Source organism: Pseudoxanthobacter sp. M-2, from assembly GCF_046156265.1.
Taxonomy (GTDB): domain Bacteria; phylum Pseudomonadota; class Alphaproteobacteria; order Rhizobiales; family Segnochrobactraceae; genus CAMDHY01.
Map to the genome: position 1 here is coordinate 849,107 of NZ_JAWDIR010000011.1, position 11,819 is coordinate 860,925.

Below are 11,819 nucleotides of genomic sequence, written 5' to 3' on the forward strand. Positions count from 1 at the left end.
TTCGGTTGCCGCAGCGCCAAGCCCATGCCGCTGTTGCCGAAGCACCGTCCGTGGTTGCGGGCGGCGCGCTGCCGGGACTAGCCTGCCCGTCCGCGGCCCCGAGCGTCGGCGGCAGGAGAACACGCCATGGCCAAGCAGTTCGCCGAAATCGGCAAGCAGCACCGCGACTTCATCGAGCGGCAGCGCATCTTCTTCACCGCCTCGGCGGCGCGGGGAAGCCGCATCAACCTGTCGCCGAAGGACGCGGCGTCGCTGCGTGTGCTCGGACCGAACCGGGTCGCCTATCTCGACTGCACCGGCAGCGGCAACGAGACGTCGGCCCACATGCTCGCCGACGGCCGCCTGACGATCATGCTGTGCGCCTTCGAGGGGCCGCCGCTGATCATGCGCCTCTACGGTGCCGGCGAGGTCCTGCGCCGCGGCACGGCGGGTTATGATGACCTCCTTGCCGGCGCGTTCGACGGCCGCGAGCCGGTGGGCGCGCGCCAGATCGTCGTGCTGTCCGTCGATCTCGTCCAAACCTCGTGCGGCTTCGGCGTGCCGCTGTTCGACTATGTCGACGAGCGTCCGTCATTGACCCGCTGGGCCGAGGCGAAGGGCGAGGAGGGCCTCGAGGCCTACCGCCGCGCCGAAAACACCGTCAGCATCGATGGCTTGCCCACCGGCTGGCCCTCGGACGAGGTGGCGGTTCCGGCCGAGTGAGTGGTGCGGACGGCGGGGGTCGAACCCGCACGGAGCAAGCCCCGAGGGATTTTAAGTCCCTTGCGTCTACCGGTTTCGCCACGTCCGCAGCCGGGGAGGGCACCTTGGCAAGGTGCGCCCGGGCAGCGCGCACATTAGGGGCTGGGTGCGGCCGCCGACAACCGTGAACCTCAGCCGCTGCCGCTCAGGCTGCCTTCGGCACCGTCTCGGCACAGAAGCGGACGAGCGCCGCGGCGAGGTCGGTGGCGGCCGAACCGGCGTCCTTGCGCACCATCAGGGCGAGTTCCGTCGCGGGCACGTCGGGCATGCCGTCGGCGCGGCCGAGCACGCGGTGGCCGGCACGCACGGCCCGCTCCTCCAAGAGCGCCACGCCGAGGCCGCCGGCGATCGCCACCTGGATGCCCATCAGGTTCGGGCTCTCGTAGGCGATCCGCCAGTCGCGCCCCGAGCGCTCCAGCGCGTGGACGGCGCGCGTGCGGTAGACGCAGCCGTGGGGGAAGGCGACGAGCGGCAGCGGGTCGACGGGCAGCGGGTGGTCGGCGCTGGCGATCCAGACGAGCCGCTCCGCCCAGACGGCGAGCGCCGGACCGGCGCCGGGATCGCGCTTTGCCAGCACCACGTCGTACTCGTCCGCCTCGAGCCCCGCGACGAGGTCGACCGAGAGCGCGCAGCGCACTGACAGGCGACAGCCCGGTCGGGCTCGCGAGAACGCCGCCACCGCGTCCGTCAGCGGCTCGACGGCGAAGTCGTCGGGCACGCCGAGCCGCACCACCTCGACGCGCGGCTCGCGACCGACGGCGGCGCGGGCCTCGGCGGCGAGCGACAACAGCCGGCGCGCGTAGCCGATCAGGCGCTCGCCGTCCTCGGTCAGGCGCACGGCGCGCCCCTCGCGGTGGAACAGCGGCCGACCCACCGCCTCCTCGAGCCGGCGGATCTGCTGGCTGACGGTGGATTGCGTCCGGTGCACCCGCTCGCCGGCCCGTGTGAAGCCGCCGGAGTCGACGACCGAGACGAAGGAGCGCAGAAGATCGAGATCGAGCACGATGGCCTCCCATTCGGGACGCCACTAGATTAGATCGAAACATTGAATTTCCCAATAGGAGGCGAGGCGCCTACGGTTCGGAATGCTCGTTCCAGCAGCCTCCGAATCCTCGATCCTGGGCGTTGTCGCGATGTCGTCTCTCTTGGACGCGGGGGCTGCCGCCGGCGCGAGCCGACCGACGGTCCCGCCATCTCCTGTCTCGTGCCCCGCGGTGCCCTCTGTGACGATCTCCAGCCCCGTCCCGCGATCCGTCGCCGCTGCCGCCCGCGGCCCCTCCCGCCTCGTCATGACGGCGCTGATCGCGCTTTTCTGCGTGCTGTGGAGTTCGGCCTTCGCCGCGGCCAAGATCGCGCTGGTCGACTGCCCGCCGCTGACGCTGCTCACCGTCCGCTTCCTCGTTGCCGGGGCGCTGATGGTCGCCGTCGCCTGGGCGCTGGCCGGCCGGCCGCGGCTGACGCGGCGGGACGTGGTCTCGCTCGCCATCCTCGGCGCCCTCAACAACGCCGTCTATCTCGGCCTGAGCTGGACCGGCCTCACTACCGTCACCTCGGCCTTTGCCGCCGTCATCATCAGCGCCGGTCCGCTGCTCGTCGCGGCGTTCGCCTGGCCGGTGCTCGGCGAGCGGCTGACGGTGGTGAAGGTTGTCGGCCTGCTGCTCGGCCTCGCCGGCGTGGCGCTGGTGCTGCGCTCGCGGCTGATGGGAAGCGCGGGCATCGGTGGCGAGGACCCGCTGGGCACCCTGCTGGTTGTGCTCGGCCTCTTCTCGCTCGTCGCCGGCACGCTCGCCTACAAGAAGCTCGCGCCGGGCGGCGGGCTGTGGGTCGGCAACGGGCTGCAGTGCCTGTTCGGTGGCCTGATGACCCTGCCGGCCGCGCTGCTGCTCGACGACTGGTCGACGGTGCGGCTGACGCCCGGACTGGTCGGTGGCTTCCTGTGGCTGGTGCTCGCCGTTTCGGTCGGCTGCTACGCGGTGTGGTTCTTCCTGCTCGGCCGCAGCTCGGCGACGAGCGCCAGCGCGCTGCAATTCCTGACGCCGCCGCTCGGCCTGCTGTTCGGCTGGCTGATTCTCGCCGAGCCGGTGGTGCCGCTTGATCTCCTCGGCATCGTGCCGATCGCCGCCGGCATCTGGCTGGTCACCCGCGGCTGGCCGCGCCGCGCCGCGGCGAAGCCGGAGACGTGAGCCGGCCTCAGCGCGGCAGCGTCGACGCGCCCATCAGCGCCTCGTCGATAGCGCGTGCGGCCTGCCGGCCCTCGCGGATCGCCCACACCACCAGCGACTGGCCGCGGCGGCCGTCGCCGGCGGCGAAAAGCTTGTCGACAGACGTGCGGTAGTCGTCGGTGTTGGCGGCGACGTTCGTCCGCTTGTCGAGCTTCAGGCCGTCGCCCATCTCGGCCACGTAGGTATCAAGGAGGGGCCCGGCGAAGCCGATGGCGATCATCACGAGGTCGGCGCGGATCAAGAACTCCGTGCCGGAGATCGGCCGGCGGCTCTCGTCGACACGGGCGCACTGCACGTGCGTGACGCGGCCCTTCTCGCCGATGATGCCGAGCGTCGCGGCGGAGAACTCGCGCTCGGCGCCCTCGGCCTGGCTCGACGATGTCCGGAACTTCGTCGGCCAGTACGGCCAGATCCGCAGCTTGTCTTCCCGTGCCGGCGGCATCGGGCGGATGTCGAGCTGGGTGACGCGGATGGCGCCCTGGCGGAAGGCGGTGCCGACGCAGTCGGACGCCGTGTCGCCGCCGCCGATGACGACGACGTGCTTGCCGTAGGCGAGCACCGGCTCCTCGCGCACGGGCTCGCCGCCGAGTCGGCGGTTCTGCTGCACGAGATAGGGCATGGCGAACTGCACGCCCTTGAGGTCCGATCCCGGCAACCCCGCCTCGCGAGGCCGCTCGGCTCCGGTGGCCAGCAGCACCGCGTCGTGGTCGTTGATGAGCGTCTGGAGCTTGGCGTTCCGCCCGATGTCGACGCCATAGTGGAAGTGCACGCCCTCCGCCTGCATCTGCACGACGCGGCGGTCGATGTGGTGCTTCTCCATCTTGAAGTCGGGGATGCCGTAGCGCAGCAGGCCGCCCGCCTTCGGCTCGCGCTCGAAGACGTGCACCTCGTGGCCGGCGCGGGCGAGCTGCTGGGCGGCCGCCATGCCCGCCGGCCCGGAGCCGACGACGGCGACGCGCTTTCCGGTGCGGTGCGGCGACGCTTCGGGGACGACCCAGCCCGCCTCCCACGCCTTGTCGGCGATCGCCTGCTCGATCGTCTTGATCGCGACCGGGACGTTTTCGAGGTTGAGCGTGCACGCCTCCTCGCACGGGGCGGGGCAGATGCGGCCGGTGAACTCCGGGAAGTTGTTGGTGGAGTGCAGGTTGCGCGACGCTTCCTGCCAGTCGCCGGCCTGGATCAGGTCGTTCCAGTCGGGGATCTGGTTGTGCACCGGGCAGCCCGTCGGCCCATGGCAGAACGGGATGCCGCAATCCATGCAGCGCATCGCCTGCCGCTCCACCTCCGCCTGCGGCAGCGGCAGCACGAACTCGCGATAGTGCCGGATCCGGTCGGAAGCCGGCTGATACTTCTGCTCCTGGCGGTCGATCTCCAGGAAGCCGGTCACCTTGCCCATCGTTCGTCCCGTATCCTCAGGCCGCGTGCGCGAGCGGGGAAAGGCCGAGTTCGGCCTCGCACCGCGCGATCCAGTCTGTCACCGCCGGCCGGGCCGACAGGTCGAAGCCGCCCTCCGGCGCGAGGCGGGTATAGGCGAGAAGCGAGATGTCGGCGACCGACATATGGTCGCCGACCAGCCACGTCCGGCCCGTCAGTGCCCGCTCCAGGAAGTCGATGGCCTTCTCCCCGCGCGCCACCTTGTCGGCATCCCGCTCGGCAGCGGTGCGCCCGAGATAGACCATGTGGTACCGGCACACCGCGACATAGGGCTCGTGGCTGTACTGCTCCCAGAACAGCAACTCGTCGACCTTCGCCTGCTCGTAGGCGTCCGCCGGCAGCAGCGCGCTGTCACGGGCGAGGTAGCGGATGATGGCGTTCGACTGGGCGAGGGGACGGCCGTCGTCGAGCACGACGACCGGCACCTGACCGGCCGGATTCATCGTCAGGAACGCCTCCGTCCGCGTCTCCCCTTTGGAGAGATCCACGTCGGTCCAGTCGTAGCCGATCCCCAGACGGTCGGCCGTGTAGGCGACCTTCAGGCAGTTCCCCGATCTGCGGTCGCCATAGACGCGCATCACCATCGCTCGCCCACCTCTTTCGCGTTGCGGCCCCGGCGGCGGATCACTCCGCAGCGAGGCCGAGGCGCTGGCGCTGCATCTCCATGATGGCGCGCCGGTACTCGACCGGCATCACCTTGACGAACTTCGGACGGTAGTGGTCCCAACCGTCGAGGATCGCCTTCGCCCGCAGCGAGCCGGTGTAGCGGTGGTGGTTCTCGACCAGCTGGTAGAGCCGCTCGTCGTCGTGCTCCGTCATGTCGGCCGAGAGGTCGACGCGCCCCTTGTGCTCGATGTCGCCGCCGTGGTGATGCAGGCGCTCGAGCAGGTCCTCTTCTTCCAGCACCGGCTCGAGGTCGACCATCGCGAGGTTGCAGCGCGACCCAAACGAGCCGTCCTCGTCGAGCACGTAGGCGACGCCACCCGACATGCCGGCGGCGAAGTTGCGCCCGGTCTCGCCGATGACGACGACGAGGCCGCCGGTCATGTACTCGCAGCCGTGGTCGCCGCAGCCCTCGACGACGGCGATCGCCCCGGAGTTGCGGACCGCGAAGCGCTCGCCGGCGACGCCGTGGAAGTAGCACTCGCCCTCGGTGGCGCCATAGAGCACCGTGTTGCCGACGATGATCGACTTCTCCGGCACGATCTTGGCTTCCGCCGGTGGCCGCACGATGATCTGGCCGCCCGACAGGCCCTTGCCGACATAGTCGTTCGCCTCGCCGACGAGATCGAGGGTGATGCCCTTCGCGAGCCATGCCCCGAACGCCTGGCCGGCGGTGCCGGTCAGCGAGACGTGGATGGTGTCATCCGGCAACCCTGCGCCGCCGAAGCGGCGGGCGACCTCGCCCGACAACATGGCGCCGGCGGAGCGGTCGACGTTGGTGATCCGGGCTTCGATCTGCACCGGATGTCGGTGCTCGAGAGCCGGCATCGCCTGCGCGATCAGCTTGCGGTCGAGCACGTCGGCGATCGGGTGGTTCTGCTTCGTCGTGTGATGAAGCTCTTCCGGCGCCACATCCGGCTTCATGAACAGCCGGGAGGCGTCGAGGCCGGCCGCCTTCCAGTGCTCGACCAGCTTCTCCTGGTCGAGCATCTGGGTCTGGCCGACCATCTCGGCGACGGTGCGGAAGCCCATCTCGGCCATGAGCACGCGCACCTCCTCCGCCACGAAGAAGAAGAAGTTGACGACGTGCTCCGGCGTGCCCTTGAAGCGCTTGCGCAGCACCGGGTCCTGGGTGGCGATGCCGACCGGGCAGGTGTTGAGGTGGCACTTGCGCATCATCAGGCAGCCGGCGGCGATCAGCGGCGCGGTGGCGAAGCCAAACTCGTCGGCGCCGAGCAGCGCGCCGATGACGACGTCGCGCCCGGTGCGCAGGCCACCGTCGACCTGCAGGCCGACCCGCGAGCGCAGGCCGTTCAGGACGAGCGTCTGGTGCGCCTCGGCGAGGCCCATCTCCCACGGGCTGCCGGCGTGCTTCAGCGAGGTGAGGGGGGAGGCACCCGTGCCGCCCTCGAAGCCGGAGATGGTGATGTGGTCGGCGCGCGCCTTGGCAACGCCGGCGGCGACCGTGCCGACACCCACTTCGGAGACGAGCTTCACCGCGATATCAGCGGTTTCGTTGACGTTCTTCAGGTCAAAGATCAGCTGCGCCAGATCCTCGATCGAGTAGATGTCGTGGTGCGGCGGCGGCGAGATCAGGCCGACGCCGGGGGTTGAGTGGCGCACCTTGGCGATGGTCGCGTCGACCTTGTGGCCGGGCAACTGGCCGCCTTCGCCGGGCTTCGCGCCCTGCGCCATCTTGATCTGGATCTGATCGGCGTTGACCAGATATTCCGCCGTGACGCCGAAGCGGCCCGACGCCACCTGCTTGATCGATGAGCGCATGGAGTCGCCGTTCGGAAGCGGGATGAAGCGTTCCGCCTCCTCGCCGCCCTCGCCGGTGTTGGAGCGCCCGCCGATGCGGTTCATGGCGATCGCCAGCGTCGTGTGCGCCTCGCGCGAGATCGACCCGAACGACATCGCGCCGGTGGCGAAGCGCTTGACGATCGCCGAAGCCGGCTCGACCTCGTCGAGCGCCACGGGTGCCCGCCCGGCTTCCGCCGCGCTCTTCAGGCGGAACATGCCGCGGATGGTGTAGCGGCCGGCCTCCTGGTCGACGAGGCGGGTGTACTCGGCAAACGTCTCGGCGGAGTCGGTGCGCACCGCGTGCTGCAGCTGCGCGATGGTGTCCGGCTGCCACATGTGCGCCTCGCCGCGCAGGCGGTAGGCGTACTCGCCGCCGATCTCCAGCGTGCGGCGCAGCACCGGGTCGTCGCCGAAGGCGGACGCGTGGCGGCGCACCGTCTCCTCGGCGACCTCGTGCAGGCCAACGCCCTCGATGAGGGTGGCGGTGCCGAAGAAGTACTTGTTGACGAAGGCCGACGACAGCCCGACGGCGTCGAAGATCTGCGCGCCGCAGTAGGACTGGTAGGTGGAGATGCCCATCTTGGACATCACCTTGAGGATGCCCTTGTCGATCGACTTGATGTAGCGGTGCACGACCTCGTGCTCGTCGACCTCCTCCGGGAAGCTGTCGTGGATGGCGACCAGCGTCTCGAAGGCGAGATAGGGGTTGATCGCCTCGGCGCCGTAGCCGGCCAGCACGCAGAAGTGGTGCACCTCGCGCGGCTCGCCGGACTCCACCACGAGCCCGACGGAGGTGCGCAGGCCCTTGCGGATCAGGTGGTGGTGCACGCCGGCGGTGGCGAGCAGGGCCGGGATCGGCACCCGGTCCGGCCCGACCATGCGGTCCGACAGGATGATGATGTTGTAGCCGCCGTGCACGGCCGCTTCCGCGCGCTCGCACAGCCGCTCGAGCGCGTCCTCCATGCCGCCCGGGCCGCGGGAGGCGAGGTAGGTCGTGTCCAGCGTCTTGGTCTGGAAGTGGTTGTCCTCGATGTCGCCGATCGCCCGGATCTTCTCCAGGTCCTCGTTGGTGAGGATCGGCTGGCGCACTTCCAGGCGCTTGCGCTTCGACAGGCCCTTGAGGTCGAACAGGTTCGGCCGCGGCCCGATGAACGAGACGAGGCTCATCACGAGCTCCTCGCGGATCGGGTCGATCGGCGGGTTCGTCACCTGCGCGAAGTTCTGCTTGAAGTAGGTGTAGAGCAGCTTCGGACGGTCCGAGAGCGCCGAGATCGGCGTGTCGGTGCCCATCGAGCCGACCGCCTCCTGGCCGGTGACGGCCATCGGCGACATCAGGAGCTTCAGGTCTTCCTGGGTGTAGCCGAACGCCTGCTGGCGATCGAGCAGCGGCACGTCGCCCCGCGCCGGCCGGGCAGCGACGCCCGGCAGGTCCTCCAGCACCATCTGGGTGCGGGCGAGCCACTGCTTGTAGGGGTTGGCGCGGGCGAGCGAGGACTTGATCTCCTCGTCGGAAACGATGCGCCCCTCCTCGAGGTCGATGAGGAGCATCTTGCCCGGCTGCAGCCGCCACTTGGTGACGATCTTGTCCTGCGGGATCGGCAGCACGCCCATCTCGGACGCCATCATCACGAGGCCATCCTCGGTGACGAGATAGCGCGCCGGACGCAGGCCGTTGCGGTCGAGCGTCGCGCCGATCTGCCGGCCGTCGGTGAAGACGACGGCCGCCGGCCCGTCCCACGGCTCCATCAGCGCCGCGTGATACTCGTAGAAGGCGCGCCGCTCCTCGCTCATCAGCGGGTTGCCGGCCCACGCTTCGGGGATGAGCATCATCACCGCGTGAGCGAGCGAGTAGCCGCCCTGCACGAGGAATTCGAGGGCGTTGTCGAAGCAGGCGGTGTCCGACTGCCCCTCGTAGGAGATCGGCCACAGCTTCGAGATGTCGTTGCCGAACAGCTCGGAATCGACCGAGGCCTGGCGCGCCGCCATCCAGTTGACGTTGCCGCGCACCGTGTTGATCTCGCCGTTGTGGGCGACCATCCGGTAGGGATGGGCGAGCTTCCACGACGGGAAGGTGTTGGTCGAGAAGCGCTGGTGGACGAGCGCCATCGCCGAGGCTAACGCCGGGTCCGACAGGTCGCGGTAGTACCTGCCCACCTGCCAGGACATCAGCATGCCCTTGTAGACGAGCGTGCGGCAGCTGAGCGACACGACGTAGAAGTCGGTGTCGCTGAAGCCGATGCCGGTGAAGATGGCGTTCGAGATCACCTTGCGCAGCACGTAGAGGCGGCGCTCGAACTCGTCGGCGTCGGCGATGTGGGCGCCCCGGCCGATCAGCACCTGCATGTGCACGGGCTCGGAGGCGAGCACGGTCGGCGAGAAGCCGGAATTGTCGGTCGGCACGGTGCGCCAGCCGATGATCTCCTGGCCCTCCTCGCGGACGACGCGCTCCACCGTCTCGATGCAAATCGCCCGCATCGCCTCGTCGCGCGGCAGGAAGATGTGGCCGACGGCATAGGCGCCCGGCTCCGGCAGGCTGACGCCGAGCCGCTCCGCCTCCTCGCGGAAGAAGCCGTGCGGAATCTGCACCAGGATGCCGGCGCCGTCGCCCATCAGCGGGTCGGCGCCGACGGCGCCGCGGTGCTCGAGGTTCTCGAGCAGCTTCAGCGCCATCGCGACGATCTCGTGGCTCGCCTCGCCGCGCATGTTGGCGAGGAAGCCGACGCCGCACGAATCGTGCTCGCGGTCGGGGCGATAGAGGCCCGTGGCGGCGGCGCGTTTCGTCGCGGCCTCGGCCGTCGCCCGATCCGCACCAAAGCCCGTGCCCTTGCTCCCGATACCGCCGATCATCGCCGTCCTGCTCCTCTATAGAGCCGTTCCAACCCCGGCGCCGCGCAAGGCGACGCCCCGTCTTCGTCTCGTTGCCCGCCTCTGCCGACGCCGGAGCGCCATGCGGGCAGGCATCTTCCGGGCCAAGTTCCGGCCCGCTCCGGTCCGCCGCGTACCGGGTCGCGTTCGACACCCGACCTATAGGCGAGGTAGCCGACATCACAAAGACGGCAAGCCCATCCGTCGCCCGCGAGCCGGCGCCCGGCACCAGAACACCGCTCAGTGCCGGCGCACCGAGAGCCGCCGGCCGCCCCGCAGGACGAGCCGTCGGCTCGAATCCGTTCGTGTACCTATGATAGGGCAGTCCTACTGACCTATCCAGAGGGGAAATTGCCAGAACCCGCCCCGCCGCGCAAGGACGTTTCGGCGATGGGGGCAGGGGCGACCGAAATGGGAGGCTCGTCAGGTGGTCGCGCGGGCCTCACCCACCCCATACACCACCCGCACCCGCCCATCCCCCAGCGCCTCCACCTCCCGCAGCGCCAGCCCCCGCCGCGTCCCGACCGTCTCGAACAGCCCGAGTCCCGGGCCGGCGACGAGTGGGTAGACGATGAGGCGCAGTTCATCCACCAGCCCGGCGTCGAGGCAGGCGGCCACAGTCCTGGCGCCGCCGACGAGGTAGATCGCCTTGCCCGGCTGCGCCTTCAGCGCCGCGAGCTCGTCGAGCGAGCGCAGGAAGCGCGTCGCCGGCCAGGCGCCCTCGGTCATCGTCGTCGACAGCACGTAATGCGGCGTCTCCTCGGTGACGCGGGCCCAGGCGAGCTCGGCCGGGGTCGGGGGCTTGCCCGTTGCCCAGGTCGGCGCCTCCGGTTCGGCCCGCACGGCCGACCAGTAGCCCTCGTAGCCGGGGTACATGCCGCCGCCGAGCACGCAGGCATCGATCTCATCGGTGAGGCCGTAGTCGTCCGACCACGACGTCACCCAGTCGGCGAGGCCGTCGGTGCCGGCGATCCTGCCGTCGAGCGACATCTTCAGGGCAGCAATGAGGGGGCGCATGGTGTCCTCGTCTCCAAGGCCAATCTGGCCAATGAAATTAGATAGTTGCCGTCGTCATCCCGGACGCGAAGCAACGCGAAGCGAGCCGGGACCCAGCGGAAAAGCGGGGCGCGCGGAACGCGCGACGCAGAAGCCGCGCTCTGCGCGGAGTCTTGTGCTGGGTCCCGGATCGGCGCTCGGCTGCGCCTCGCTTGTCCGGGATGACGGTCAGTGAGGAGGCGCCGCCTCCGTCGGCCCTCAATGTCCGCCGGGCGGCAGGCAGAGGATGTCGCGGTAGGCGCAGAGGTCGCCGACGAGCTGCTTCTCGTCGGCGAGGATGGCGGCCGTCTCCGCCGCGCCGAGCATCTGGATGATGTAGCTCTGCTCGTCGTTGCCCTGGCGATCGATAAACGGCCAGGCGAGGCTCGCATGGTCGGCGAGATCCGGTGACGCGCCGATGTCGGCGTTCGTCACCCCCGGCGCGTAGAACATCAGATGCGGCATCGCCAGCGTTCGCACCGCCATGTCCGGCGGCCCCACCGTGCGGAACACCGGTGCCACCATGTAGGAGAGGCCGGCCTTTTCCGGCACCCGGTAGGTGCCGTCGGCCCAGCGCCCGGCGATTTCCGCCTTCAGAGCCTCGCCGCCGAGGCCTCCGGCGCGCAGCTCCGCGGCATCCATGATCACGGTCAGATAGGTTCGCGTGCCGGCGGCGTCATAGCAAAGCGGGATGTAGATGTCGTCGCGGTCGTCGGCCAGTTCCCAGACGGTGCGCTGGACGAGGCAGGCGACGCCGCTCGTGCCCTGTCTCGCCAGCCGGAAGCCGCTGGCGGGGTCGAGCAGGAAGACGGTCGCGTCGTCGCGCAGCGCCGGCGGCGCGGCGCTGAGCGCCAGCCGCGTCTCGAGACCTTCCGGCATCGCCTCGATCACGGTACCGGCAGCAAGGGCCGGCGCTGCGGCGAGGGCGAGCGCGACCAACGTCGCGGCCGCGGCGGCCCGGGGCGCCGAGTTGCGCCCTCCATTCGAAGCAAGCACTGCGGTGTCCTCCGTGCAGACGCGGTCCGGCCTTGCCCGCGCCCAGGCGGGCGCGGGGTC

General features: G+C 70.1%; 8 protein-coding genes and 1 tRNA gene. 2 read left to right on the top strand and 7 right to left on the bottom strand.

The window, feature by feature from the left end; translation table 11 throughout:
- The first annotated feature begins 126 nt into the window (after window positions 1–126).
- Entirely contained in the window at window positions 127–702 is a 576-nt protein-coding gene (locus tag RUR49_RS08945) for a pyridoxamine 5'-phosphate oxidase family protein (protein WP_409146011.1), read from the top strand.
- A 1-nt stretch (window position 703) separates the two neighbouring features.
- Here RUR49_RS08945 and RUR49_RS08950 read toward each other — a convergent pair.
- Window positions 704–790: transfer RNA gene (locus tag RUR49_RS08950), tRNA-Leu, on the bottom strand.
- Window positions 791–886: 96 nt separating this feature from the next.
- A complete protein-coding gene (locus tag RUR49_RS08955; protein ID WP_409146012.1) occupies window positions 887–1,744 on the bottom strand; it encodes a LysR substrate-binding domain-containing protein in 858 nt (285 codons plus the stop codon).
- 220 nt (window positions 1,745–1,964) lie between these two features.
- Here RUR49_RS08955 and RUR49_RS08960 point away from each other — a divergent pair, with 220 nt between their 5' ends.
- Window positions 1,965–2,924 carry a DMT family transporter gene (locus RUR49_RS08960; protein ID WP_409146013.1) on the top strand — a complete coding sequence of 320 codons (960 nt, stop codon included), beginning with the start codon at window positions 1,965–1,967 and terminating at the stop codon, window positions 2,922–2,924.
- Window positions 2,925–2,931: 7 nt separating this feature from the next.
- Here RUR49_RS08960 and RUR49_RS08965 read toward each other — a convergent pair whose 3' ends face one another.
- The 5 genes from RUR49_RS08965 to RUR49_RS08985 form a co-directional block, all read right to left on the bottom strand.
- Window positions 2,932–4,359 carry a glutamate synthase subunit beta gene (locus RUR49_RS08965; protein WP_409146014.1) on the bottom strand — a complete coding sequence of 476 codons (1,428 nt, stop codon included), beginning with the start codon at window positions 4,357–4,359 and terminating at the stop codon, window positions 2,932–2,934.
- 16 nt (window positions 4,360–4,375) lie between these two features.
- Window positions 4,376–4,975 carry a glutathione S-transferase family protein gene (locus RUR49_RS08970; protein ID WP_409146015.1) on the bottom strand — a complete coding sequence of 200 codons (600 nt, stop codon included), beginning with the start codon at window positions 4,973–4,975 and terminating at the stop codon, window positions 4,376–4,378.
- Between the two features lie 46 nt (window positions 4,976–5,021).
- On the bottom strand, window positions 5,022–9,710 hold the full coding sequence (gene gltB, locus RUR49_RS08975) for a glutamate synthase large subunit (RefSeq protein ID WP_409146016.1): 4,689 nt from the start codon (window positions 9,708–9,710) through the stop codon (window positions 5,022–5,024).
- A 441-nt stretch (window positions 9,711–10,151) separates the two neighbouring features.
- Complete coding sequence (locus RUR49_RS08980) at window positions 10,152–10,745, bottom strand: dihydrofolate reductase family protein (RefSeq protein WP_409146017.1); 594 nt, start codon at window positions 10,743–10,745, stop codon at window positions 10,152–10,154.
- Between the two features lie 237 nt (window positions 10,746–10,982).
- Window positions 10,983–11,759 (bottom strand): hypothetical protein, encoded by a 777-nt coding sequence (locus tag RUR49_RS08985; protein ID WP_409146018.1) that lies wholly within the window; start codon window positions 11,757–11,759, stop codon window positions 10,983–10,985.
- Window positions 11,760–11,819: the final 60 nt, after the last annotated feature.

Excerpts from the sequence above, each read along its gene's own strand:
- RUR49_RS08945 (WP_409146011.1), top strand. The coding sequence starts at position 127 with ATGGCCAAGCAGTTCGCCGAAATCGGCAAGCAGCACCGCGACTTCATC.
- RUR49_RS08965 (WP_409146014.1), bottom strand. The coding sequence starts at position 4,359 with ATGGGCAAGGTGACCGGCTTCCTGGAGATCGACCGCCAGGAGCAGAAG.
- RUR49_RS08970 (WP_409146015.1), bottom strand. The coding sequence starts at position 4,975 with ATGCGCGTCTATGGCGACCGCAGATCGGGGAACTGCCTGAAGGTCGCC.
- gltB (WP_409146016.1), bottom strand. The coding sequence starts at position 9,710 with ATGATCGGCGGTATCGGGAGCAAGGGCACGGGCTTTGGTGCGGATCGG.
- RUR49_RS08980 (WP_409146017.1), bottom strand. The coding sequence starts at position 10,745 with ATGCGCCCCCTCATTGCTGCCCTGAAGATGTCGCTCGACGGCAGGATC.